Origin of the sequence: Hydrogenophaga taeniospiralis CCUG 15921 (assembly GCF_001592305.1) — a bacterium.
Classification (GTDB): domain Bacteria; phylum Pseudomonadota; class Gammaproteobacteria; order Burkholderiales; family Burkholderiaceae_C; genus Hydrogenophaga; species Hydrogenophaga taeniospiralis.
The window spans coordinates 398,584-422,240 of record NZ_BCWR01000004.1 but is presented as its reverse complement, the minus strand read 5'-3'; the positions used below and the strand labels follow the sequence as shown (position 1 = coordinate 422,240).

Sequence of the window (23,657 nt, the reverse complement as noted above, 5' to 3'; positions counted from 1 at the left end):
TCGAGGCCCGTGACGCGGTGTTTCGGCACAATCGGGCCATGAACGCCACGCCCTCCCTGCTGCCCGCCAGCGACCCGCAGCGCGAGCTGCTGCACAACGAAGTGCACGCGCGCCCACCCGCGCGCGTTCGCCTGCCCACGCTGGTCACCTATGTGGCGGTTTTCAACGAGGACGTGACGCGCGAGCAGGAGTGTGAGCAGCTGCGCCGGCTGCCCGGGCAGGAGGCGCTCACCGTGGACCAGCTGCAGGGCAACTTCCTGCGCCTGCGCCTGCCGGGCTACACGCTCAAGTGGGAGCGCCACACCGAGTTCACCCGCTACTCCATCGTGCAGGCGCTGCCCGAGGGCTGCGGCCTGGGTACCCGTGAGCCCGACCTGCTGTCGCACATCGCCACGCCCGCGGGCTGGCTGGCGACCATTCCCGGGCGCACCTTCGCTGCCATCCAGCTCGCCATGGTGGTGGGCGATCTCCACCCGCTGGGCGCCGGGCTGGCGCAGGCACGCACCTGGCTGGGCGAGCACACCGTGGTGGCGTCACTCATGGGCAACAAAGGCCACTCGGTGGCCGTGACCGACTTCTGGCTGCGGCCCTGCGGCTTCGAGCGCATGCTGGTGATCGCGCCCACGGACACCTCCGAGACGCGTGCCGGGCGCATCGTGTCGCGCCTGTTCGAGCTCGAAACCTACCGTCTCATGGCCCTGCGCGCCCTGCCCGTGGTCAAGCAGCTCGCGCCGCTGCTCGCGTCGTCCGAGCGGCAACTGGCCGACATCACGGCGCAACTGGAAAACAAGGGCGCGTCCGACCAGGCGCTGCTCGACACCCTGGTCTCGCTGGCCGGCGGCGTGGAGCGCGCCACCGCCGAAAACGTCTACCGATTCTCGGCCACCCGCGCCTACGACACCCTGGTGGCCCAGCGCATCGCCGAACTGCGCGAACAGCCCATCCAGGGCACGCAGACCCTGGGCGAGTTCATGCAGCGCCGGCTCTCGCCGGCCATGGCCACCGTGGCCGCGACGGCGCAGCGCCTGGCCTCGCTCTCCGAACGCATCACCCGCACCAGCGCGCTGCTGCGCACCCGCGTGGACATTGCCACCGAAGAGCAGAACCAGCAACTGCTGGCCAAGCTCACCAAAGGGCAGGAACTGCAGCTGCGGCTGCAGAGCACGGTGGAAGGCCTGTCCATCGCGGCGATCTCGTACTACGTGATCAGCCTGCTGCTCTACCTGGGCAAGGCCGGCAAGGCCGCAGGCCTGCCGATCAACCCCGAGATGGCCGCCGGGGCCTTGATTCCTCTGGTGTTGTGGGCCGTGTGGCGCACCACCAAGCGCATCCACGAGAAGCTGCACGCTGGACATTGACCCCCCGCCTGACGGCGTCACTCCCCAGGGGGCGGCACTGGCGGCCCGGCGAAGCCGGTTCCGCGGTGCCCTGGAACCGACTCCCCCTCCGGCGCGAGGTGACTTCATCCGAGGATGCGGTGGAACGGTTTTGCCGGGCCACTCGCATCGCCCCTTGAGGGGCGGAGCGGTTACGCGAAGCGAACAAGCGACGGGGGTGGGCTCAGCCACACCCGTTGTGCCGCTTCCAGGTCTCTTCGTGGCCGATCGCCTTGGCGAAGGCGGGCACCTGGCAGCGTTCGGCGTCGGCCGCGCTTGCCTGGCCGGGTGTGGGCTTGAGCCCCATCTCTTCCAGCGTCGCCATGTCGTCAAAGCCGCCCAGCGGACCGGTTGCGTCCACCCAGCCCTTGGCCAGGGTGAGGGTGCCCACGAACAGCACCAGCACGGCCGCCTGCGGCAGTGAGACGCCCCAGCCTTTTTGCGCCGGCATCTCGCACACGCCGCCCGGGCAGAGCTGGGCCTTTTCCCGGTTGAACACGTTGTAGAGCTTGCAGCCCAGGCAGATGCCGAAGGCGGTTTCGAAGAACATCAGCGTCAGACAGCTGGCGCAGACCAGCATGTTCACCGGGCCCATGAAGCGGTTAAGCACCATCAGGTAGAGCATGGCCAGGCCCAGCAACAGGCCCAGGCCCCAGGCGAAGCGCTTTTGCGGCGCGCCGACCCAGTCGGGCGTCTGTTTGCGCACGATCCAGCCGCCCACGATCATGCTCGGCGCCCAGCGCGGGTTGAGCATGCGCAGCGTCATGTCGATCAGGAACACGATGACGAACAGCCGCGTGGGCTGGTAGTTGGCGGTCAGCAACGCGTTCATGAACGACACCCCCGCCGGGAAGAACAGCAGGCCGGCGGCGGCGCGCACGGTGCGCTCGTTGACCACGCGCACCGGGTAGCCGGCGACGGTTTCGCCGAATTGGAATGCTTGATACATGCTTGTCTCCGAATATTCGGATTGTCATGTTATATGGGTCTGAGGCCGCTGTCGTGGGGACATTCCCGCAGGCCCCCCCCGATCCACTCAGCTCACACCGCTGGGAATGCCATCCCGAACAGCGCTCATGTGTCTGGTGTGTTGGACGGCGATAGTGAAGCCAGTGCCTTGAGCTTGCGGTAGAGCGAGCGCTCACTGATACCCAGGCGCTCGGCCAGTTCGGCACGACTGCCGGCGTGGCGCTCCACCATCTCGCGCAGCGCGGCGCGTTCCAGCGCCTTGAGGGCGGCGGGCCGCCCGTCCGCTGTCCCGCCCGGGCCGCTGGCGGCGGGGCGCGGGTCGGGTGAAACGGCGGAGCGCGGCGCCAGGCGGCGCCCGGTGGCGAGCGCCTCGCGCACGTGTTCGGCTTCGATGCGCTCGCCGTCGCAGAGCAGGGCGGTGCGCTCCAGCAGGTTGCGCAGTTCGCGCACGTTGCCGGGGAAGTCCTGCGCTTCCAGCACCGCGAGCGCGGCCGGGCTGAGTTGCAGGCGGCGCGGTTCGGCCACGCGCTGCAGCAGAGCGGGCGCGAGCAGCGCCACGTCGCCATGGCGCTCGCGCAGCGAGGGCAGCTGGATCGGGAAGGTGCACAGGCGGTAGTACAGGTCTTCGCGAAAGCGGCCCTCGGCCACCATGCGCTCCAGGTCGCGGTGTGTGGCCGAGACCACGCGGATGTCGGCGTGGCGCAGCTCGGTGCTGCCCACGCGCCGGTAGGTGCCGGTTTCCAGCAGGCGCAGCAGCTTGACCTGCATGGGCAGCGGGATGTCGCCCACCTCGTCGAGGAACAGCGTGCCGCCGCTGGCCGCTTCCACCAGGCCGCCCTTGGCCGTGCTCGCGCCGGTGAAGGCGCCGCGTTCGTGGCCGAACAGCTCGGACTCGAACAGGTTTTCCGGCAGGCTGGAGCAGTCCACCGCCACCAGGGGCTTGCCCGCGCGCGGGCTGGTCTCGTGGATGGCGCGCGCCACCAGCTCCTTGCCGGTGCCCGACTCGCCCAGCAGCAGCACGGTGGCGCGCGAGGGCGCCACACGCGCCACCAGCGCGAGCATGCGCTGGAAGGCCTCGGAGCGGCCGATCAGGCCCTGGGCCGCGGGCTGGCTGCGGGCCACGCGCAGTGGCTCCATCTTCTCGACATAGAACGCGGGCTCACCGTCCGGCCCAGGCAGGGGCACGAGCTCGATGTTCACGTATTCCTCGCCCTGGGGCGTGTGGTGCAGGTGCATCACGCGCTCGCGCTGGCCCGAGCTGCGCGATTGCGCCAGCGGGCAGGACTCGCCCGCCTGGTCGCAGGGCACGGCGAAGTGGTGCGACACCTCGTAGCAGCAGCGCCCGACCACGCTGCGTTCCGGGCTGTACTGGCGCCGGTAGGCCGCGTTGGCCGCCAGGATGCGGTAGCGCGCGTCGAACAGGATGTGCGGCTCGGGCAGGCCTTCGAGAAAGGCGGTGAGTTCGGGCAGGGGTTTCAAGCGGGTTCCTCGGACTGCCGGCGGGTGGAATGGCAACTGCCATTTTCTGCCAGAACTGGCAGTTGTGTCAGCGCCGTGGCGGCGGGGCCCTGAACCCTGATGGCGCAAGTGCCTGATATGTAACCACTTTTTCTATTGGTAACGGTGGCACGTTTCTTGGGATGCAGCAGGCATCCCGTTGCCAAGCCATGAACCTTCAAGACCGATCCCTGACGCGCAAGCTCGCCATCGCCCTGGCGATCAAGCTGCTCGTGCTCAGCGGTCTGTGGTGGGGCTTCGTGCGGGAGCAGCGGGTGCCGGTGGACAGCGACGCCGCCGCCACGCAAATGCTCGGGTCCGCCCCGATGAAGACCTTGACCCCACAGGAGTGATGCCGTGATTTCGGAACAGCTTGTTGACCTCTCCCGCCTGCAGTTCGCTGCGACGGCCATGTACCACTTCCTCTTCGTGCCGCTGACGCTGGGCATGGTCTGGCTGCTGGTGATCATGGAAAGCGTGTACGTGATGACGGGCAACGTCGTCTGGAAGGACATGACCCGCTTCTGGGGCAAGCTCTTCGGCATCAACTTCGCGCTCGGCGTGACCACCGGCATCACGCTGGAGTTCCAGTTCGGCACCAACTGGGCCTACTACTCGCACTACGTGGGCGACATCTTCGGCGCGCCGCTGGCCATCGAGGGGTTGATGGCCTTCTTCCTTGAGTCGACCATGATCGGCCTGTTCTTCTTCGGCTGGGACCGGCTGAGCAAGACGCAGCACCTGATGGTCACCATCCTGATGGCGGTGGGCACCAACCTCAGCGCGCTGTGGATCCTGATCGCGAACGGCTGGATGCAGAACCCGGTGGGCGCGGAGTTCAGCTTCGAGACCATGCGCATGGAAATGACGGACTTCTGGGCTGTGCTCTTCAACCCGGACGCGCAGGCCAAGTTCGTGCACACCGTCTCGGCCGGCTACGTCACCGGCGCGATGTTCGTGCTGTCCATCTCCAGCTGGTATTTGCTCAAGGGCCGCGACATCGAGTTCGCCAAACGCAGCTTCCGCGTGGCCGCGGCCTTCGGCCTGGCCTCGGTGCTGAGCGTGATCGTGCTCGGCGACGAATCGGGCTACACCGTGGGCGAGGCGCAGCAGACCAAGATGGCCGCGCTCGAAGCCATGTGGGAAACCGAGCCCGCGCCGGCCGGTCTCAAGCTCATCGCCGGCATCAACGAAGCCGAGCAGAAGAACGACTGGGAGATCGAGATCCCTTGGGTGATGGGCCTGATCGGCACGCGCTCGGTGAGCCAGCAGATCCCTGGCATCCACGAGATCAAGGCCAAGAACCGTGAACGCATCCAGAGCGGCATCCACGCCGTGACCGCGCTCGAAGCCCTGCGCGCCAACCGCGACGACGCGGCGGCCAAGGCCCTGTTCGAACAGCACAAGGCCGACCTCGGCTTCGGACTGCTGCTCAAAAAATACGTGGTGGATGTGCGTCAGGCCACGCCAGAGATGATCCAGCAGGCGGTGGACAGCACCGTGCCGCGCGTGACGCCCATGTTCTGGACCTTCCGCCTCATGGTCGGCCTGGGCTTCCTGATGCTGGCGCTGTTCGGCCTGGCGTTCTGGAGCTCGCTCAAACTCGAATGCGCCAAGCGCCCCTGGCTGCTCAAGTGGGCGCTGTGGATGCTGCCCGCGCCCTGGATCGCCTGCGAGCTGGGCTGGTACGTCGCCGAGTACGGCCGCCAGCCCTGGACCATCTACGGCGTGTTGCCCACACACCTGTCGGTGTCCACGCTCAGCGTGGGCAGCCTTTACGGCTCGCTGGCCGGCTTCATCGGCTTCTACACCCTGCTGCTGGTGGTCGAGATGGTTTTGATGGTCAAGTTCGCGCGCCTCGGCCCGGGCAGCCTGGGCACGGGTCGCTATGAGCACGAACCCGTTCACCACACTGTCCAGCACGCCTGAAGGAGGTCACCATGTTCGACTACGAAACCCTCAAACTGATCTGGTGGCTGCTGGTCGGCGTGCTGCTCATCGGCTTCGCCATCATGGACGGCCACGACATGGGCGTGGGCACGCTGCTGCCCTTCGTCGGCCAAAGCGACATCGAGCGCCGTGTCGTCATCAACACCGTGGGCCCGCACTGGGACGGCAACCAGGTCTGGTTCATCACCGGCGGCGGCGCCATCTTCGCGGCCTGGCCGCTGGTCTACGCCACCGCCTTCAGCGGCTTCTACTGGGCCATGCTGGCGGTGCTGTGGGCGCTGTTCTTCCGCCCGGTGGGTTTCGACTACCGCAGCAAGATCCACAACGCCACCTGGCGCAGCACCTGGGACTGGGGCCTGTTCGTTGGCGGTTTCGTGCCGCCGGTGATCTTCGGCGTGGCCTTCGGCAACCTGCTGCAGGGCGTGCCGTTCCAGTTCGACAACTATCTGATCTCCACCTACACCGGCACGTTCTGGCAGCTGCTCAACCCCTTTGCCCTGCTGGCCGGCGTGGTCAGCAGCGCCATGATCACGCTGCAGGGCGGCGCCTACCTGGCGCACCGCACCGAAGGCGTGGTGCAGGCGCGAGCGATCAAGGGCGCCGTGGGCGCGGCGCTGGTGATGGTGCTGGGCTTCGTCGCCGCCGGGATCTGGCTGCAGGGCATAGCCGGCTACCGCATCAGCTCGGTGATCGACCCCTCGGCCCTGCCCAACCCCATGGGCAAGACCGTGGTGCGCGAGGCCGGCGCCTGGATGGCCAACTACGCCGCCCAGCCCCTGCTGTGGCTGCTGCCGGCCTCCGGGGTGGCGGGGGCCCTGCTGGCGGCTTTGCAGCTGTGGCGGCGCCGCACGCTCAGCGCCTTCGTGGCCTCGTCGCTGGCCATCGTCGGCGTGATCGGCACCGCCGGCGCCTCCATGTTTCCGTTCGTCATGCCATCGAGCAGCCAGCCCGCGGCCAGCCTCACGGTGTGGGACAGCGTCTCCAGCCACCTCACGCTGGCCATCATGTTCTGGGCCACGCTGCTCTTCATGCCGCTGATCGTGCTCTACACGTCCTGGGCCTACCGCGTCATGCGCGGCAAGGTGACGGCGGCGTATGTACGGGAAAACGAGCACGGCGCGTACTGAGCCTTTTGAGCCAAAACAAGAGGGATTCAAATACCCATGGCGGTATTGATCGAACGCAAGGACGGGCTGCATCCGCTGCGGTGAGATGCACCTTCCGTTCGATTCCATCCACCCCACGAGCAGGAGACAAAACATGAATCAACACAGGCATCTGTACCCGCCACCACGACAGCGCCGCAGCCCCTGGCGGGCGCTGGCCGCGGGGCTGGCGTTCGCGCTGGCCGCGCCCCTGGCCGGCGCCACGGCCGCCGTCCCAGCGCCCGAGCTCAGCGCCGCTCAGGCACTGGCCGCGGCGCCCATGTCGTCGAAATCCACCGCCGACCACAGCAAGTTCAAGGAGCTGCAGGGCCCGTTCGCCAGCGGCTCCGAAGTCACCAAGGTCTGCCTGAGCTGCCACACCGAAGCCGGCAAGCAGGTCATGGGCACGCGCCACTGGACCTGGGAGTACACCAACCCCGACACCGGGCAGAAGCTGGGCAAGAAGACCATGCTCAACAGCTTCTGCATCGGCGACCGTTCCAACGAAGCCTTCTGCCAGGCCTGCCACATCGGCTATGGCTGGAAGGACAAGACCTTCGACTTCCACAACGAGAGCAAGGTGGATTGCCTGGCCTGCCACAACAGCGGCGGCTACAAGAAGCCACCGGGCATGGCCGGCGAGGTGCCCACCGAGCGCACCGAGCTGCCGCCCGGCTCGGGCAAGTTCATCGACCCGGTGGACCTCGCCATGGTGGCCCAGCACGTGGGCAAGACCCGCACGGCCAACTGCGGCACCTGCCACTACAACGGTGGTGGTGGCGACGGCGTGAAACACGGCGACCTCGATTCCTCGCTCAACAAGGCCAGCAAGGAACTGGACGTGCACCTGGCGAGCAAGGCCGGTGGTGGCGCGGGCTTCACCTGTGCCACCTGCCACCAGTCGGACGGCCACCAGATCGCTGGCAGCCGCATCAGCATGACCGCCTCCGACCCGCACGGCCCGATGCTGCGCGGCGACACGGTGCACGCCGGGCGCAACGCCGCCACCTGCCAGAGCTGCCACGGCGACAAGCCGCACAAGCAGCCTTCGCTGAGCGTGGAGCTGCTCAACAACCACACCAACAAGCTGGCCTGCCAGAGCTGCCACATCCCCGAGTTCGCGCGTGGCGGTGTGGCCACCAAGATGTCGTGGGACTGGTCCACTGCCGGCCGGCTCACGCCCGAAGGCAAGCCGATCCAGAAGAAGGACGAACACGGCCACGTGATCTACGACAGCAAGAAGGGCGACTTCAAGCTCGCCGAGAACGTGGTGCCCGAGTACCTGTGGTTCAACGGCACAGTGAACTACACCACGCAGGACATGAAGATCGACCCGACCCAGGTGGTCAAGATCAACAGCTTCATGGGCAGCCCCGACGATCCGAAGGCGCGCATCTGGCCGGTCAAACGCTTCCAGGGCCAACAGCCCTACGACAAGGTGCACCTGCAGCTGCTGGTGCCGCACACCGCCGTGCCCGACGACACCGCGTTCTGGTTCAACTTCGACTGGAACAAGGCCTTGCAGACCGGCGCCACCGCCACCGGCCAGCCCTACAGCGGGCAACACGGCTTCGTGAAGACCGAGATGCGCTGGCCCATCACCCACATGGTCGCGCCTTCCAAGAACGCGGTGGCCTGCGCCTCCTGCCACACCGGCGCAACCAAGAGCCGCCTGGGCAGCCTGCCCGGCGTCTACCTGCCAGCGCGCGACAGCCAGCCCTGGATCGACCGCCTGGGCTGGCTCGCCGTGGTGGGCGCTCTGGGTGGTGTGCTCGTGCACTCCATCGCTCGCATCGTCACCCGTCGTCGTTCAACCACCGGAGGCCACTGACATGGAACACGCAACCATCGCCCAGCCCGCCGGTGACACCGCGCCGGCCCGCATCTACATCTACAAACGCTACGAGCGCTTCTGGCACTGGTCGCAGGCGCTGCTGATCATCACCATGCTCATCAGCGGCTTCGAGGTGCACGGCAGCTATGCGCTGCTGGGCTTCGAGCCGGCGGTGCGCCTGCACACGCTGGCGGCCTGGCTGCTGCTCATCCTCTGGGCCTTCACCATCTTCTGGCAGTTCACCACCGGCGAATGGCGCCAGTACCTGCCAACGCACAAGCGGGTGATGGCGATGGCGACCTACTACAGCTGGGGCATGTTCCGAGGCGAGCCGAATCCGTTCCACAAGACGGTGCAGAAGAAGCACAACCCGCTGCAGCGCCTGGCCTACCTGGGTCTGCTGGCCATGATCTCGCCGCTGATCTGGGGCTCGGGCCTGCTCTACCTGTTCCGCGCCTTCTGGCCCTCGCTCGGCATTGACCAGTGGCTCACGCTGGCGTGGGTGGCCTGGGCGCACACGGCGGGGGCTTTCCTGATGCTCAGCTTCTTCATCGTGCACGTCTACCTGACCACCACCGGCCACACACCGACCGCGCACATCAAGTCCATGGTGACCGGCTGGGAAGAACTGCACGACGACGACACCCATTCCGCGGACACCCCGTCCGCCACGCCGCAAGGCTGAGGAGTTCACCATGTCACACGCCGCTGCATATCCCCTGCCACCCCAGCCCGGCATGGACCCCGAGCGCCGCACCTGGCTGCTGGCCACCAGCGCCATGGGCGTGGCGGCCACCGCCGCCGTGGCGGTGCCCTTCGTGTCCAGCTTCGCGCCCAGCGAACGGGCCAAGGCGCAGGGCGCGGCCGTGAGCATGGACCCGGCGACGGTCGCGCCCGGGGAACTGAGAACCGTGGAATGGCGCGGCCAGCCGGTGTGGGTGATGCGGCGCACGCCCGAGATGCTCGCCAGCCTGGAGGGCATGAGCGACCTGGCCGACCCGGCGTCGGAGAAGCCGCAGCAGCCCGGCTACGCCACCAATACCCACCGCTCCATCCAGCCCGAGCTGTTCGTGACGGTGGGCATCTGCACGCACCTGGGCTGTTCGCCCGTGACCCTGCCCAAGGGCACGGCCAATCCCAGCGTGCCGGCCGACTGGAAGGGCGGTTTCTTCTGTCCCTGCCACGGCTCCACCTTTGATTTCGCGGGCCGCGTGTTCAGGAACAAGCCCGCACCCACCAACCTGGTCGTGCCGCCGCACAAATACCTGGCCGACGGTCGCCTGCTGATCGGTGAAGACGACAGCGGAGCGGCCTGAACTTCACCTTTTTGACTGGAGAAACACATGTGGTACTTCGCCTGGATGCTCGGGGTCGGCTTCGCGGTCCTGCTGGCCATTCTCAACGCCATGTGGGGCGAACACGAAGAGGCCCGCGCCCTGGCGCGCGGGACACCCGAGTGACCCCTGCGCCCGCACCAGCACCAGCCTCGGGTGGTCTGCCTGCGGCCCCGGTGGCCAGCCGCGTGCATGTGCCCAGCCTGCTGGCGGCGCTGGCCATCATGCTGGTGGGCAGCGTCTACCCGCTGCTGTTCGCCAACGCCAGCGGCCAGGCCGACCACGGCCTGGCCATGGCCCTGTTCTGGGCCATGAGCGCCGGGCTGGTGCGTGGCGTGGGCTTCGTGCCGCGCTGGTTCGGTTGGCGTTGGCTGTTCTCGGGCTGGGCCTGCGCCGCCGGCCTGCTGCTCGCGGCCTGGTTGCGCTCGGGTGTCTAGGATGAAACATCCCCCGCGCCGCTTCGCGTCACCCCCCTCAAGGGGGGCGGCACTGGCCGTCCGGCAAAGCCGGCTCGGCGGTGCCTCTGGGTGGCGTTGTGACATGCGCCGCGGGTGGCGCTCCGGCGCTGTGGAAAACTGACATGCTGTTCCGAATACTGCACGACGAGCGCGGCGGCGATCTGAGCTATCTGCTGGCCGACACCGGCGCGCGCGAGGCCGTGGTGGTCGATCCGCACAGCCGCGACCTGCCGGTGCTGCAGGCCCTGCTGAACGAGCGCGATCTGCGCCTGCGCTGGGTGCTGCGCACCCACCAGCACGACCACCTGCAGGCGCCGGAGTTTTCGAGCCTGGCCCGGCTGGGTGCGCCGGTGGTGCAGGGCGAGGCGCGCGACGGCGTGTTCCAGCCCGCCGAGGGGGCCCTGCTGCCCTTCGGCCACGAGTTCGTGCGCGTGCTGGCCACGCCCGGCCACACCGTCGACTGCCTGAGCTTCGTCTGGCGCGACCGCGTGTTTTGCGGCGGCCTGCTCGCGGTCGATGCCTGCCCGCGGCAACCCCGGCCGGCCGATCCGGCGGCACTCTGGGACAGCGTGACCCAGCGCGTCTTCACCCTGCCCGACGAAACCCTGCTGTTTGCCGGCCACGAGAAACGCGCGCGCGCCGTGAGCACCGTGCTGGAGCAGCGGCGCTGGCACCCGTTCTTCGCGGGGCTCACCCGCGACGAATATCTGGCCCGCGTGGCGGCGCTGGGTTCCCCGGCCGTCCGTCACCGGCCGGTCAAGTTGTTCAATCCCTGACCCCCTCCTGCCCACCATGAATCCCCATTACGCCTTCATCGTTGAAATCGACCAGTCCATCGCCGCTGCCACGGAGACCCTGCGCACGGCGCTGGTCCGCGAACAGATGGGTATCGTCAGTGAGGTGGACGTGCAAGCCACGCTCAAGAACAGACTCGGCCTGGACAGCCACCCCCAGCGCCTGCTGGGCATCTGCTCACCCGGCATCGCACACGCTCTGATGGCGGCCGAACCCGACATCGGCGCGCTGCTGCCCTGCGGTGCCTCGGTGGCCGAAGCCGTCGCCGGTCGCACCCGCATCGCGCTGCAGGACCCGTTGGTGATCGCCGCGCAGAGCCAGAACCCGCAGGTGCATGAGGCCTGCGAGCGCGCGAGTGCGGCCTTGCGCCGGGTGGTGGATCGGCTGGGCCAGGCGGTGGTGGCATGAGCGCCGCCCGGCCGTTCCGAAAGCGCTCAGCCCCGCAGTGCGCAGCACGGAGGGTAGTCCAGTGAGCGGGCCGGCCCGCATCACCGTCATCGGCGCTGGTTTCGGGGCCTTGTCCACCGTGCGAGAAATCCGCCGGCGAGACCGCGCGGCCGAGATCACGCTGATCGCGCCGAGCGCCGAGCTGCACTACCTGCCCGGCATCATCTGGATTCCCTGCGGCCTGCGCACGCGCGATCAGTTGATCGTTCCGCTGGACAACTTCTTGCGGCGCATGAACGTGCGCCACGTGATGGGCGAAGTCACCGGTCTGCGTGAGGGCGGTCGGGTGGTGGACACCACGGCTGGCGAAGTGGCGAACGATGCGCTGGTCATCGCCAGCGGTGGGCGTTTCATCAAAAAGCTGCCGGGCATCGAGCACGCCATCACGCCGTGCGAAGGCATCGCGGCGGCGGAAGCGATCCGCGACCGCCTGCGTGCCATGACCGGCGGAACCATCGCCGTCGGCTTCGCCGGCAACCCCAACGAACCCAGCGCCGTGCGCGGCGGCCCGATGTTCGAATTCCTCTTCGGCGTCGACGAACAGCTCAAGCGAGAAGGGCGGCGTGAGCACTTCAATCTCGTGTTCTTCAACCCCTCGACCGAACCGGGAAACCGGCTCGGCCCGAAAGCGGTGACGCACCTGCTGGCCGAGATGGAGCGCCGTGGCATCCTGACGCATCTGGGCCACAAGATGGTCCGATTCGAGGCCGACCGCGTGGTCACCGAAGGCGGCGAGTTCCCGGCCGACCTGATCCTGTTCATGCCCGGCATGACGGGCAACGCCTGGTTCGACCAGACCGAGCTGGCCCGATCACCCGGCGGCCTGCTCCAGGCCGATGCCCAGTGCCGTGTCAAAGGCAGCCAGCAGGTGTACGTGGTGGGCGACTCGGGCAGTTTTCCTGGGCCTGACTGGATGCCCAAGCAGGCCCACATGGCCGACCTGCAGGCCGCCGCCGCGGCCGAGAACCTGCTGGCGGGTCTGCGTGGGCAGCCCCCATCGGCCACTTTCAAGGTCGAGCTTCTCTGCATCATCGATGCCATCGACCACGGCACGCTGGTGTTCCGCAATGCGCAGCGCCAGATCATCCTGCCGTCCTCGCGCCTGTTCCACTGGGCCAAGCGCTTCTTTGAAGGTTCCTACCTGAGGAAATACCGATGACCACCGCCACCGCTGTCTCACCCTACGACGCCCTGGGCGGCGCCGAAGGCCTGCACCGCCTCGTCGACCGTTTCTACGAGCTGATGGACGAACTGCCCGAGGCCTACGCCGCGCGCCGCATCCACCCCGAGAGCCTGGCCGGCGCCAATCAAGCCCTGTTCGAATTTCTCTCCGGCTGGTTCGGCGGCCCACCGCTCTACACCGAAAAGAAAGGCCACCCGCGCCTGCGCATGCGCCACCTGCCTTATGCCATCGGCCCCACCGAGCGCGACGAGTGGATGCTCTGCATGCGCACCACGCTGACCGAACAGGTGGCCGACGAGAACCTGCGCGCCGGCTTGCTCAACGCCTTCACCCAGATGGCCGACCACATGGTCAACACCGGGGACCGTGCAGGTTGCGGCCACGGCCAGGCGCAAGGCCAGCATTGCGAGACCGCATGAAAAAGTCCTTCGTCACCCTGGCGCTGGCCATGGCGCTGCCCCTGTGCGCGCTCGCCGCCCCTCCGCCGAGCCGCACACGGCTGGAATAAAACCGCGCCCCGAAGGGGGCCGTTTTTCTGGGGCGAAGCCGATCAGAAGGCCAGGCTGTTCACACCAGGCTTGAGCAGGTGGGCTGCCACGTCGGCCGGCTTGGCCGGGGTCACGCCGGGAATCAGGTCGGTGGGCTTGAGGCCGGTGTTGGGCAGGTACAGCGCACACAGCTCCACCTTGGCACCGGCCTTGATCACGCCTTGCAGCATCTGCTGTGTGCTCATGTCGCGCGGCTTGAGCTTGGGGCCTTCCTTGCCCACCACGGCCATGTCGCCCGCGGCGTCGCACAGCAGCACGCGCACCGTGGCTTTCTGCTCCAGCGCCTGACCGGCGAGCACCAGGCCCGCGCCTTGCGCCATGGCGCTGCCGCTGTGGATGTTGACGAACAGCTCTTCGGCCTGTGCTGCGCCAGACAGCAGCAGGGCGGCGGCGCCCAGGGTGATCAGCTTCTTCATGTGCGAATTCCTTGAAAGGGGATGACGGTGACGTCGGGGGACAGGCTCTGGCTTCCGCCAGAGAGAAGCCACCATTCTTTCTATACTCATCAGGGTATCCATGAGAAATCGCAAGCCCCTGATACTTTTTTCGGCCTTGAGCCCCGCTGCCATGACCACCACCCACCCGACGCCTTCCGATCTTTTGCCCCTGGTGCGCGACGAGCTCGACGTGCTCGCCGAGCTGGTGCCGCTGCGCCAGCAGGCCATCATCGAACTCGGTTGTGGCAACGCGCGCCTGGCGCGTGATCTGCTGCGGCGCTGGCCGCTGTGCCAGGTCACGGGGCTGGAGGTGGACGCCACCCAGCACGCGAAAAACCTGGAGCGCCCGCAGGCGGGCCTGCACTTCGTCGCCGCGAGCGCCGAGGCCGTGCCCTTCGACGGCGGGTCGTTCGACCTGGCGCTGATGCTCAAGTCGCTGCACCACGTGCCCATCCCGGCCATGGACACGGCGCTCGCCGAGGTCGCGCGCGTGCTGCGCCCGGGGGGCCTGTTTTATGTAAGCGAGCCCATCTACGGCGGCGCGCTCAATGAGGTGGTTCGCCTGTACAACGACGAGGGGGTGGTGCGTCCGGCGGCGCAGGCCGCGCTGGACCGCGCGCTGGCCCGTGGCGGGCACTGGGAGCCCGTGGCCGAACGGCGCTTCGCGCAACCGGTGCACTTCAAGAGCTGGGACGAATTTGCGCAACGCATGCTTTATCCCAGCTTCGCCGACCACGGCATCACGCCCGCCATCGCCCTGCGCGTGCGCGCCGCGTTTGATCCGCACTGCGGCCCCGACGGCGCGGACTTCGTGCGGCCCATGCACGTGCGGCTGCTGCGCCGCAAAGGCTGATCGGCGTTCAGGCGGGTGCGGTGGCCGCTTCGGTGGTGATCACGCCGCCGCCCAGACAGACCTCACCGTCGTACACCACGGCGCTCTGGCCGGGCGTCACCGCCCACTGGGGGTCGGCAAAACGCAGCGTGAAACCCGTGTCGCCGTCGGCTTCGAAGCGGCAGGGCGCGTCGGCCTGGCGGTAGCGCGTCTTGGCCGCCAGATCGCCCGCAGCGGGCGCGTGGCCCGCCACCCAGCTCGCATCCTGCGCGCGCAGCGCGGGCGAGAGCAGCCAGGGGTGGTCGTGGCCTTGCACCACCCAGAGGGTGTTTTTTTCCATGTCCTTGCGGGCGACGAACCAGGGCTCGTGTTCGTTGCCGCCCTTCTGCGCGCCCTTTTCGCGCACGCCGCCGATGCCCAGGCCCTGGCGCTGGCCCAGCGTGTAGAAGCTCAAGCCGACGTGTTTCCCGATGGTGCGGCCGTTGGGCTCCTTGATCGGGCCCGGTTCCTTGGCGATGTAGCGGTTCAGGAAATCGCGGAACGGCCGCTCGCCAATGAAGCAGATGCCGGTGCTGTCTTTTTTCTTCGCGTTGGGCAGGCCGATCTCGGCGGCGATGCGGCGCACCTCGGTCTTGGGCAGCTCGCCGACCGGAAACAGCGTCTTGGAGAGCTGTGCCTGGTTCAGCCGGTGCAAAAAGTAGCTCTGGTCCTTCAGCGGGTCCAGGCCCTTGAGCAGCTCGTGCTTTCCCGTTGCTTCGTTCTGGCGCACGCGCGCGTAGTGCCCGGTGGCGATCTTTTGTGCGCCCAGGCGCATGGCGTGGTCCAGAAACGCCTTGAACTTGATCTCGGCGTTGCAGAGGATGTCGGGGTTGGGCGTGCGCCCGGCCGAGTACTCGCGCAGGAATTCGGCGAACACGCGGTCCTTGTACTCGGCCGCGAAGTTGACGTGTTCGATCTCGATGCCCAGCACGTCGGCCACGCTGGCCGCGTCCACGAAGTCGATGTTCGACGAGCAGTACTCGCTGTTGTCGTCGTCTTCCCAGTTCTTCATGAAGATGCCGATGACCTCGTAGCCCTGCTCCTTGAGCAGGTACGCGCTCACCGCGGAGTCCACGCCCCCGCTCAAACCGACCACCACACGCTGTTTGTTTGCCATGGGTGGGATTATCCCAGCGGCGTGCCGGGGCTGCTGGCCTGCTGCATGGCATCGGGTCGAAAGCCGGCTTGCGTCCTTGTGGCCGGAGAGCCCGGGTCGGGGATGACCCGATTCCGGTCGTGGGTACGGCTTCATGGGATCGGCGCCGTGGCGTAAGGTCGCACCGGAGCGCTGCCCCAGGGCAGTTGTCCGTGCGCGCAGCGCGGCGGGTGTTTCATCTCAGGAGAATCCCCATGACCAGCAAGAACACGACTTGCCTCTGGTACGACGGCACCGCGCTGGATGCCGCGACGTTCTACGCCAAAACCTTCCCGGACAGCGCCGTGGGCGCGGTCTATCGCGCGCCCGGCGACTATCCCTCGGGCAAGCAGGGCGATGTGTTGACGGTCGAGTTCACGGTGATGGGCATCCCGTGCCTCGGCCTGAACGGGGGGCCGGCGTTCAAGCACAGCGAAGCCTTCTCGTTCCAGGTCGCGACCGATGACCAGGCCGAAACGGACCGTTTGTGGAACGCGATCGTCGGCAACGGCGGTCAGGAAAGCGCCTGCGGCTGGTGCAAGGACAAATGGGGGCTGTCGTGGCAGATCACGCCCCGCGCCCTGACGGCCGCGATCGCCGATCCCGATCCGGCGGCGGCCAAGCGCTCGTTCGACGCCATGATGGAGATGAGAAAGATCGACATCGCAGTGATCGAAGCGGCTCGGCGCGGCTGAGGCGCGCCGTTGCCGACAGTCGTTCCCTGGCAGGCCACCATCAACAAATTTGACGCCAACCTGCAAACGCCTCGAATCTCTGCGGCCGTCTCGCGATCTACAGTTTGGGTCATCGCCACCGCCTGGTGGCTCTGCGAAAGACCCCGATGCCCCGCCTGCCCACGCTCTTCGTCTCCCACGGCTCACCCACCTTCGCCATCGAACCCGGCCTGGCCGGTCCGGCGCTCACCGCGTTGGGCAAGACCTTGCCGCGCCCCAAGGCTGTGCTGGTCGTTTCGCCGCACTGGATGACGCGCGAGCCGCGCGTGTCCATCAGCGCCGCGCCGCAGACCGTGCACGATTTCGGCGGCTTCCCGCCCGCGCTCTACCAGTTGCAGTACCCCGCGCCGGGTGCGCCAGCGGTGGCGCAGCGCGCCATCGAGGTGCTGCACGCCGCGGGCTGGGTGGCCGAGGCGGCTCCTCAGCAGGGGCTGGACCACGGCGCCTGGGTGCCGCTGCTGTACCTGTTGCCGCAGGCCGATGTGCCGGTGTTCCAGGTGTCGCTGCCGGCGCGGCTGGACGGCGAGCGGGCCTATGCCTTCGGTCAGGCGCTGGCGCCGCTGGCGGACGAGGGCGTGCTCATCGTCGGTTCGGGCAGCCTCACGCACAACCTCTACGAAGTCCGCTTCGGTGAACCGGGCGCCGATGGGGAGGGCTACGCCGCCGAGTTCGCGGCCTGGGTCGCCCAGACCGTGGCCGACCGCGACCACGCGCGGCTGCAGCAGACCATGGTGGTGGCGCCCCACGCACAGCGCGCCCACCCCACGGCCGAGCACCTGTGGCCGCTGATGGTGGCCGCGGGCGCCGCCGGTGCGCAGGTGCCGGCCACGCGCGTGTACGGTGGCATCACCCACGGCGTGCTCGCCATGGACGCGTACCTGTTCGGCGCGGTGCCCGACGCGTCTGCCGCCACGCTGGCGGCCTGAAGCGGGCCGCCATGGCACAGCCCGCCACGTCAACCACCCTGCGGCTGGACGTCGGCGTGCAGGAAACCGGCGTCGTGCTGCAGCGGCCGGGCATGGCCGACGAACGCTTCGCCCTGCCCATCGGGCTGAGCACCTTGTGGCCCACGAGCGGGGCGGGTGGTGGCCCGTCGCCGTGGGCGATCGAGCACGCGATCCAGGTGGTGGAGGACCAGATCGAAGGGCTGCACCCCCGCGTGCCGCCTGGCGCCCGGCTCTGGGTGGCGCGCGATGCAGTGGCGCCCTTGCGACGCGATGGGGCCATTCAGGGGGTGGAGCATGAGGCCATTTCACTGGCCACGGTCGAGCAGTGGTACCAGGCGCTGGCGGCGCGCGCCATGGGGGCTCCGTCGGCGCGCGGCACGGGCTTCGATGACCCCACGGGCGATGCCCTGGTGCTGATCCTGCGCGAGTTCATGCACCACCTGGGCTTTGACGCCGTGCACCTCGCCGCTTGAGCGGCGGCGCGGCGGGTGCCTGTCACACCACTTTCACAGCCTTGACTTATTCTGACCTTTACCGGATTCTGCGTGCTGCACATCCGGTGGGCGCCCGCGGCACGGTTCATGGGCGCCTTTCAGTTCCGATCTGTCACACACCCACTCTGAAAGCGAGTTCCTCCATGAAGAACAAGTTGTCCACCCTCGTCCTGGCCACGCTGGTGCTGGCCGCCGGCGGCGCCCAGGCGCAAGACAAGACCCTGCGCCTGCTGACCTGGGGCGGTTATGTGCCCAAGGACGTGGTGGAACAGTTCACCAAGGAAACCGGTTTCAAGGTCGAGGTGACCACCTCCAACAACGAAGAGATGATCTCCAAGCTGCGCGCCACCGCCGGTGCCGGCTTCGACCTCGCCCAGCCCAGCCAGGACCGCATCGCCGGCCCGCAGACCGAGTTCAGGATCTACAAGCCGCTGGACCTGTCCAAGATCAAGGCCGATCTGTTCATCCCGTCCATGCTCGACGCGACCAAGAAAAACACCACGGTCGGCGGCAAGGTCTACGGCCTGCCGCACATCTGGGGCACCGACGGCCTGGTGGTGAACACCAAGACCTCCAAGGCCACCGACTACGCCGACCTGTGCGCCGCCGAAAACGCCGGCAAGGTCAGCATGCGCCTGAAGCGCCCCACGCTGATCGCCATGGCCTTCGCCTCCGGCAAGGACCCGTTCGCTCTTTACGGCGACGCCAAGGCCTACAGCGCGCTGATGGACGACATGGGCAAGAAGCTCACCGAGTGCAAGAAGAATGTGAAGTTCTACTGGGACGGCAAGGACCAGCTGCTCGCCGGCATCCGCTCGGGTGAACTCACCACGGCCATGATGTGGGACACCGGCGGCTGGGAGCTGAACAAGGCCAATCCCGACGTGAAGTTCGTGGCGCCGAAATCGGGCGCGCTGGGCTGGGTGGACACCTTCGCCATCCCCGCCAAGGGCAAGAACGACGCCGCGGCCTACGCCTGGATCAACTTCAATATGCGCCCCGAGATCGCCGCCAAGGTGGCTTCCTCGGCCGGCAACTTCACCGCCAGCAAGGGCGCCGACCAGATGATGGACCCGGTGCTCAAGAAGCAGTTTGCCGAGAGCTTCCCCGAAGCCGCGCTGAAGAACATCAAGTGGTACCCGGCCGTGCCGGCCGGCATCGAAGACATCGAAGGCCGCGTGCTCGACCGCGTCAAGGCCGCCCAGTAAGTCGTGGCGGTGCCGACACCGGCCGCGGGCGGCCCCGCCACGCACGATCTCGACATCCAGTCCGTGCGCAAACGCTATGGCGCGTTTGCCGCGGTGGATGACCTGAGCTTTTCCGTGCGGCGGGGTTCGTTTTTCTCCATTCTCGGGCCTTCGGGCTGTGGCAAGACCACGCTGCTGCGCATGGTGGCGGGCTTCATCGCCCCCGATGCCGGCGACATCGTGATCAAGGGCGCGTCGATGCGCGGCGTGGCGCCCAACCGGCGCCCGGTCAACATGGTGTTCCAGCACCTCGCGCTGTTCCCCATGATGAGCGTGGGTGAGAACATCGCCTACGGCCTGGAGCGGCGCGGCATCAAGGGCGCCGCCGCCAAGGCCAAGGTGACCGACATGCTCAGGCGCGTGGGCCTGCCGGGCAGCGAAGGCAAGCGCATCGACCAGCTCTCGGGCGGGCAGAAGCAGCGCGTGGCCATTGCCCGCTCGCTGGTGCTGGAGCCCGCGCTGCTGCTGCTCGACGAACCGCTGGGCGCGCTCGACCTCAAGCTGCGCGAGCACATGAAGGTGGAGCTCAAGCAACTGCAGGCCGAGGTGGGCACCACCTTCGTCTACATCACGCACGACCAGTCGGAAGCGCTGGTCATGTCCGACCAGGTGGCGGTGATGAACCACGGCCGCTTCGAGCAACTGGGCACGCCGCAGCAGCTGTATTACCAGCCGCAGACCGCGTTCGTGGCGGGCTTCGTGGGCAACAACAACCGCTTCGAGGGCACCATCGAATCGCGCAACGGTGAGCAGGTGCTGCTGCGCACGGCTGGCGGCATGGCTCTCTGGTCGCAGCGCGTGGGCACGCTGGACGTGGGCCAGCCGGCCACCGTGTTCATCCGGCCCGAGGCCATCGAGATCGGGCGCAGTCCGCGCGAGCTGCCCGAGGGCGCCCCGGCCTGGAGCGCAGGCGTGCAGAGCGTGCTGTTCGATGGCGGCAACTCCACCGTGCAGGTGCTGGAAGACCGGAACCAGACGCCGTTGCACATCGCGCTGCCCCTCACCGGCCGCCTGGCCGATCTGAAGCACGGCGAGACGGTGCACTTCGCCTACCAGCCCGCGCAGGCCTGGTGCTTTGCAGCCTGAGCCATGAGTGCCGCCACCCACCGCCGTTTCCTTCTCGGGGTGCTGCTCGCGCCGGCGCTGCTGTGGCTGCTGGGGCTGGTGATCCTGCCGCATGTGGAGCTGCTTTTCCTGTCGCTGCAGGCGCGCGTGGGGCCGGGCGAATACGCGGCCAGCCTCGACCAGTTCCGCACCTTCGTGGACGAGCCGCTGTACTGGAACACCTTCGTGCGCACGGCGGTGATGTCGGTGCTAGCCACGGGGGTCACGCTGCTGTTGGCGTTCCCGGCCGCCTGGTACATCGCCAAGGTGGCCAAGGGCCGGGCCCGGCTGGTGCTGCTGGTGCTGTGCCTGCTGCCGTTCTGGGTCAGCGAGATGGTGCGCACCCTGGGCTGGCTGATCCTGCTGCGCGAAACCGGCGTGGTCTCGGGCCTGCTGCAGGCCGTGGGCCTGGCCGACCAGCCGGTGGAGCTGCTGTACCACGACGCCACCATCCTGGTGGGTCTGGTGTACGCCTCGCTGCTGTTCATGGTGATCCCGCTGGTGAACAGCCTGGAGAGCCTGGACGACAGCCTGATCGAAGCCGCCTACGACCTCGGTGGCAGCACGGCCAACATCGTGCGCCGCATCGTCATTCCGCACGCCGCGCCGGGCATCGCCGCCGGTTGCATCGTGGTCTTCATGCTCTGCCTGGGCAACTACCTCACACCCACGCTGCTGGGGGGCAAGAACTCGCTCTGGTTCACCGAGCAGATCTACACCCAGTTCATCACCCGCTTCAACTGGAACCAGGGCGCGGCCTTCGGATTCCTGTTGCTGTTCCTCTCCAGCCTGCTGGTGTGGGCCGGGCTCAAGCTCACGGGCCAGCGCTTCGGCGCCGTCATGAAAGCGAGCTGACATGATCCCGAGCCTGCCTCGCCCCCCGCTTCAGCGCTACGGCCTCGGTGCCTTCGTCACCGGCTTCTTCGTCTTCCTGTTCGTGCCGCTGCTGGTGGTGGCGCTGTTCGCGTTCAACAACGCCGATTACCCCACGCCCCCCTGGATGGGCTTCACGCTGGACTGGTTCACCGCGAACAGCGATGCGCGCACCGGCCTGCTGCACGACGCCGAGCTGCTGCAGAGCATGGGCGTGAGCGCCTGGGTGGCGCTGTGGGTCACGCTGCTCTCGGTCGGCGTGGGCACCTGCAACGCCTTTCTGCTGGAGCGCTTCGAGTTCCCGGGCAAGAGCGCCATTGCGCTGCTGAGCATGCTGCCGCTGGTGATTCCCGGCGTGATCCTGGGCATCTCCATCCTCGCCTTCGCCAGCCGCATCGCCAACTTCGCCGACGAGACCTGGGGCCTGGAGCTGGACTTCCTGCGTCCGGGGCTGCCACTGGTGATCCTGGGGCAGTTCTGCTACATCGTGACCATCGCCACGCTCACCATCTCGGCCAGCCTGCGCCGATTCGACCGCACGCTCGAAGAGGCCGCCTACAACCTGGGCGCGAGCCGCCTCGCGGTGCTCTGGACCATCACCTTGCCCTACCTGCGCCCGAGCATGATCGGGGCCGCGGCCATGGCCTTCCTGATGTCGTTCGAGAACTTCAACACCACGCTGATGCTGGTGGGCTCGGACTCGCCGCTCACCGTGCTCATGTTCAGTCGCATGCGGGAGGGCGCCACGCCGGTGCTCAATGCGATCAGTCTCTTCCTCATGATCGCCTCGGCCCTGCTGGCGTTGATGCTGCTGTGGCGCAGGGGCGCTCAACGGCCCGCCGAAGACGCCTGATACGGTTTCTCCGGCCCACGGTCTGTGCCGGTTCCTGACGCACTGCCCACCTGTAACGGTGCTCACGGGTCGTCACACTTTCACACAAGCCTCTTAAGGCTCACTTCATGTGAAGTCCTTTCAATACCCGCACCAGCACTTGCTGGGGTGCTATTGAAAAAGGATGTTTCATGAAATCAGTTGTCGTCTCCGCCCTGTTGATCGCTGCCTCCGGTGTCGCCCTGGCCGGCCCCACCTGCAATGTGCCCAAAGAGAAGTGGATGCCTGAAGCCACGTTCAAGAAGGGCCTGGAAGACAAGGGCTACCAGATCAAGACCTTTAAAGTCTCCAAGGGCGAGTGCTACGAGATCTACGGCTTCGACAAAGCCGGCAAAAAGGTCGAGATCTATTTCGATCCCGCCACCGCGGCCATCCTCGAAACCAAGTAATCCCGATTGAGCGATGAAGTCCTCTGCCACCCTGGAAGCCAGCCGACCGGTCTGGGATCTTTTTGTCCGCGTTTTCCACTGGACCCTGGTGGTCTGTGTGCTGTTGAACAGCTTCGTGCTCGACGACGGCGAGACCATCCACCAGTGGGCGGGCTACCTCGCTGCGGCCCTGGTGCTGGCGCGGGTGGTGTGGGGTTTCATCGGATCGCGCCATGCGCGCTTCACCGATTTTTTCCCGACGCCGGGGCGCATCGTGCGCCACGTGCGTGGCCTGTGGTCGGGTCACGCCGAGTTCCACTGGGGCCACAACCCGCTGGGCGCGTTGATGATGCTGGCGCTCATGGGCCTGGTGCTCGCGCTGGGCGTGACCGGTTGGATGCAGGGGCTTGACGCCTACTGGGGCGAAGAGTGGCTGCAGGAACTGCACGAGGTGATCGGCGAGACGCTGATCATTCTGGTGGGCCTGCACGCGGTGGCCGCTCTGCTCATGGGCCGCATCGAGCGCGCCCGCCTGTTGAAGGCCATGGTCACGGGGGTCAAAGAGCGCTATTGATCGAGCCCCCGCACAGCGTGGCACACTGCCGCGCATGCCCCGCATCGATCCTTCCGACGTCGAGTTCACCGCCATCCGCGCGCAGGGTGCGGGCGGGCAGAACGTGAACAAGGTGTCCAACGCGGTGCACCTGCGTTTTGCCATCCACGCGTCTTCGTTGCCCGAGGCCATCAAGGAGCGGTTGCTGGCCTTGAGCGACCAGCGCATCACCACCGAAGGTGTGGTGGTCATCAAGGCGCAGACCAGCCGCAGCCTGGAGCAGAACAAGGCCGAGGCGCTGGAGCGGCTGCAGGCGCTGGTGGACAGCGTGGCCACCCTGCCCAAGGCGCGCAAGCCCACCAAACCCAGTTTCGGATCGAAACAGCGCCGCCTCGAAGGCAAGGCCACGCGCGGGCAGGTCAAGCAGTTGCGCGGTCGCGTGCGCGGTCTGGACTGACTGCCGGTC

Annotated in this window: 28 protein-coding genes; 24 read left to right on the top strand and 4 right to left on the bottom strand. The window is 67.5% G+C overall.

The annotated features are described in order from the left end of the window. Nucleotides 1–38 precede the first annotated feature (38 nt). On the top strand, nucleotides 39–1,358 hold the full coding sequence (locus HTA01S_RS05930) for a DUF3422 family protein (protein WP_068167736.1): 1,320 nt from the start codon (nucleotides 39–41) through the stop codon (nucleotides 1,356–1,358). A 202-nt stretch (nucleotides 1,359–1,560) separates the two neighbouring features. Here HTA01S_RS05930 and HTA01S_RS05925 read toward each other — a convergent pair whose 3' ends face one another. Together HTA01S_RS05925 and HTA01S_RS05920 are read right to left on the bottom strand one after the other, a co-directional pair. Next, nucleotides 1,561–2,325 (bottom strand): DUF4395 domain-containing protein, encoded by a 765-nt coding sequence (locus HTA01S_RS05925; RefSeq protein WP_068167734.1) that lies wholly within the window; start codon nucleotides 2,323–2,325, stop codon nucleotides 1,561–1,563. Between the two features lie 125 nt (nucleotides 2,326–2,450). Continuing rightward, complete coding sequence (locus HTA01S_RS05920; protein ID WP_068167732.1) at nucleotides 2,451–3,824, bottom strand: sigma-54 interaction domain-containing protein; 1,374 nt, start codon at nucleotides 3,822–3,824, stop codon at nucleotides 2,451–2,453. A 188-nt stretch (nucleotides 3,825–4,012) separates the two neighbouring features. On the opposite strand from HTA01S_RS05920, the gene cydP reads away from it, so the two are divergent. The 12 genes from cydP (at nucleotide 4,013) to HTA01S_RS05865 (ending at nucleotide 13,407) form a co-directional block, all read left to right on the top strand. Further along, nucleotides 4,013–4,195, top strand: a complete 183-nt coding sequence (cydP, locus tag HTA01S_RS05915; RefSeq protein ID WP_084235907.1) for a cytochrome oxidase putative small subunit CydP — start codon at nucleotides 4,013–4,015, stop codon at nucleotides 4,193–4,195. A gap of 4 nt (nucleotides 4,196–4,199) precedes the next feature. Continuing rightward, complete coding sequence (locus HTA01S_RS05910) at nucleotides 4,200–5,771, top strand: cytochrome ubiquinol oxidase subunit I (protein WP_068167728.1); 1,572 nt, start codon at nucleotides 4,200–4,202, stop codon at nucleotides 5,769–5,771. Between the two features lie 11 nt (nucleotides 5,772–5,782). Further along, the gene (cydB, locus tag HTA01S_RS05905; RefSeq protein ID WP_068167726.1) at nucleotides 5,783–6,919 is read left to right on the top strand and encodes a cytochrome d ubiquinol oxidase subunit II; all 1,137 of its coding nucleotides are present in this window, start codon (nucleotides 5,783–5,785) and stop codon (nucleotides 6,917–6,919) included. Between the two features lie 133 nt (nucleotides 6,920–7,052). Then, entirely contained in the window at nucleotides 7,053–8,768 is a 1,716-nt protein-coding gene (locus HTA01S_RS05900; RefSeq protein WP_084235883.1) for a tetrathionate reductase family octaheme c-type cytochrome, read from the top strand. A 1-nt stretch (nucleotide 8,769) separates the two neighbouring features. After that, nucleotides 8,770–9,456 (top strand): cytochrome b/b6 domain-containing protein, encoded by a 687-nt coding sequence (locus HTA01S_RS05895; RefSeq protein WP_068167723.1) that lies wholly within the window; start codon nucleotides 8,770–8,772, stop codon nucleotides 9,454–9,456. Nucleotides 9,457–9,466: 10 nt separating this feature from the next. Further along, nucleotides 9,467–10,087 (top strand): ubiquinol-cytochrome c reductase iron-sulfur subunit, encoded by a 621-nt coding sequence (gene petA / locus HTA01S_RS05890; RefSeq protein ID WP_068167722.1) that lies wholly within the window; start codon nucleotides 9,467–9,469, stop codon nucleotides 10,085–10,087. 27 nt (nucleotides 10,088–10,114) lie between these two features. Next, nucleotides 10,115–10,231 (top strand): cytochrome bd-I oxidase subunit CydX, encoded by a 117-nt coding sequence (gene cydX, locus HTA01S_RS24580; protein ID WP_084235882.1) that lies wholly within the window; start codon nucleotides 10,115–10,117, stop codon nucleotides 10,229–10,231. After that, nucleotides 10,228–10,542, top strand: coding sequence for a cyd operon YbgE family protein (locus HTA01S_RS05885; RefSeq protein WP_068167720.1), 315 nt, complete (start codon nucleotides 10,228–10,230; stop codon nucleotides 10,540–10,542). The genes cydX and HTA01S_RS05885 overlap by 4 nt, the downstream gene beginning before the upstream one ends. A 143-nt stretch (nucleotides 10,543–10,685) precedes the next feature. Further along, entirely contained in the window at nucleotides 10,686–11,339 is a 654-nt protein-coding gene (locus tag HTA01S_RS05880) for an MBL fold metallo-hydrolase (RefSeq protein WP_068167719.1), read from the top strand. A gap of 16 nt (nucleotides 11,340–11,355) precedes the next feature. Next, nucleotides 11,356–11,766, top strand: coding sequence for a DUF302 domain-containing protein (locus tag HTA01S_RS05875; RefSeq protein WP_068167717.1), 411 nt, complete (start codon nucleotides 11,356–11,358; stop codon nucleotides 11,764–11,766). Nucleotides 11,767–11,827: 61 nt separating this feature from the next. Next, the gene (locus HTA01S_RS05870) at nucleotides 11,828–12,964 is read left to right on the top strand and encodes an NAD(P)/FAD-dependent oxidoreductase (RefSeq protein ID WP_068167715.1); all 1,137 of its coding nucleotides are present in this window, start codon (nucleotides 11,828–11,830) and stop codon (nucleotides 12,962–12,964) included. After that, complete coding sequence (locus tag HTA01S_RS05865; RefSeq protein WP_068167713.1) at nucleotides 12,961–13,407, top strand: group II truncated hemoglobin; 447 nt, start codon at nucleotides 12,961–12,963, stop codon at nucleotides 13,405–13,407. Before HTA01S_RS05870 ends, HTA01S_RS05865 begins: the two co-directional genes overlap by 4 nt. 131 nt (nucleotides 13,408–13,538) lie before the next feature. Here HTA01S_RS05865 and HTA01S_RS05860 read toward each other — a convergent pair whose 3' ends face one another. After that, nucleotides 13,539–13,952 (bottom strand): hypothetical protein, encoded by a 414-nt coding sequence (locus HTA01S_RS05860; protein ID WP_068167711.1) that lies wholly within the window; start codon nucleotides 13,950–13,952, stop codon nucleotides 13,539–13,541. 151 nt (nucleotides 13,953–14,103) lie between these two features. On the opposite strand from HTA01S_RS05860, the gene HTA01S_RS05855 reads away from it, so the two are divergent. Then, nucleotides 14,104–14,826: a class I SAM-dependent methyltransferase gene (locus HTA01S_RS05855; protein WP_084235881.1), complete on the top strand. Its 723-nt coding sequence runs from the start codon at nucleotides 14,104–14,106 to the stop codon at nucleotides 14,824–14,826. 7 nt (nucleotides 14,827–14,833) lie between these two features. Here HTA01S_RS05855 and mnmA read toward each other — a convergent pair whose 3' ends face one another. Beyond that, complete coding sequence (gene mnmA, locus HTA01S_RS05850; protein ID WP_068167710.1) at nucleotides 14,834–15,961, bottom strand: tRNA 2-thiouridine(34) synthase MnmA; 1,128 nt, start codon at nucleotides 15,959–15,961, stop codon at nucleotides 14,834–14,836. Between the two features lie 233 nt (nucleotides 15,962–16,194). Here mnmA and HTA01S_RS05845 point away from each other — a divergent pair, with 233 nt between their 5' ends. The 10 genes from HTA01S_RS05845 to arfB all read left to right on the top strand — a co-directional run bounded on the left by HTA01S_RS05845 (nucleotide 16,195) and on the right by arfB (nucleotide 23,648). After that, nucleotides 16,195–16,674: a VOC family protein gene (locus HTA01S_RS05845; RefSeq protein WP_068167708.1), complete on the top strand. Its 480-nt coding sequence runs from the start codon at nucleotides 16,195–16,197 to the stop codon at nucleotides 16,672–16,674. A gap of 146 nt (nucleotides 16,675–16,820) precedes the next feature. Continuing rightward, the gene (locus HTA01S_RS05840; protein ID WP_068167705.1) at nucleotides 16,821–17,639 is read left to right on the top strand and encodes a dioxygenase family protein; all 819 of its coding nucleotides are present in this window, start codon (nucleotides 16,821–16,823) and stop codon (nucleotides 17,637–17,639) included. Nucleotides 17,640–17,650: 11 nt separating this feature from the next. Continuing rightward, nucleotides 17,651–18,133: a hypothetical protein gene (locus HTA01S_RS05835; RefSeq protein ID WP_068167703.1), complete on the top strand. Its 483-nt coding sequence runs from the start codon at nucleotides 17,651–17,653 to the stop codon at nucleotides 18,131–18,133. A gap of 164 nt (nucleotides 18,134–18,297) precedes the next feature. Continuing rightward, nucleotides 18,298–19,362: an extracellular solute-binding protein gene (locus HTA01S_RS05830; RefSeq protein WP_068167701.1), complete on the top strand. Its 1,065-nt coding sequence runs from the start codon at nucleotides 18,298–18,300 to the stop codon at nucleotides 19,360–19,362. A gap of 3 nt (nucleotides 19,363–19,365) precedes the next feature. Beyond that, the gene (locus HTA01S_RS05825) at nucleotides 19,366–20,487 is read left to right on the top strand and encodes an ABC transporter ATP-binding protein (RefSeq protein WP_245638009.1); all 1,122 of its coding nucleotides are present in this window, start codon (nucleotides 19,366–19,368) and stop codon (nucleotides 20,485–20,487) included. A 3-nt stretch (nucleotides 20,488–20,490) separates the two neighbouring features. Further along, the gene (locus tag HTA01S_RS05820; RefSeq protein WP_068167700.1) at nucleotides 20,491–21,360 is read left to right on the top strand and encodes an ABC transporter permease; all 870 of its coding nucleotides are present in this window, start codon (nucleotides 20,491–20,493) and stop codon (nucleotides 21,358–21,360) included. Nucleotide 21,361: 1 nt separating this feature from the next. Next, the gene (locus HTA01S_RS05815; RefSeq protein ID WP_068167697.1) at nucleotides 21,362–22,231 is read left to right on the top strand and encodes an ABC transporter permease; all 870 of its coding nucleotides are present in this window, start codon (nucleotides 21,362–21,364) and stop codon (nucleotides 22,229–22,231) included. Nucleotides 22,232–22,401: 170 nt separating this feature from the next. After that, a complete protein-coding gene (locus HTA01S_RS05810) occupies nucleotides 22,402–22,659 on the top strand; it encodes a PepSY domain-containing protein (protein WP_068167695.1) in 258 nt (85 codons plus the stop codon). A gap of 13 nt (nucleotides 22,660–22,672) precedes the next feature. Further along, entirely contained in the window at nucleotides 22,673–23,212 is a 540-nt protein-coding gene (locus tag HTA01S_RS05805) for a cytochrome b/b6 domain-containing protein (protein WP_068167693.1), read from the top strand. A 34-nt stretch (nucleotides 23,213–23,246) separates the two neighbouring features. Further along, nucleotides 23,247–23,648 (top strand): alternative ribosome rescue aminoacyl-tRNA hydrolase ArfB, encoded by a 402-nt coding sequence (arfB, locus tag HTA01S_RS05800; protein ID WP_068167692.1) that lies wholly within the window; start codon nucleotides 23,247–23,249, stop codon nucleotides 23,646–23,648. The last annotated feature ends 9 nt before the right edge of the window (nucleotides 23,649–23,657 follow it).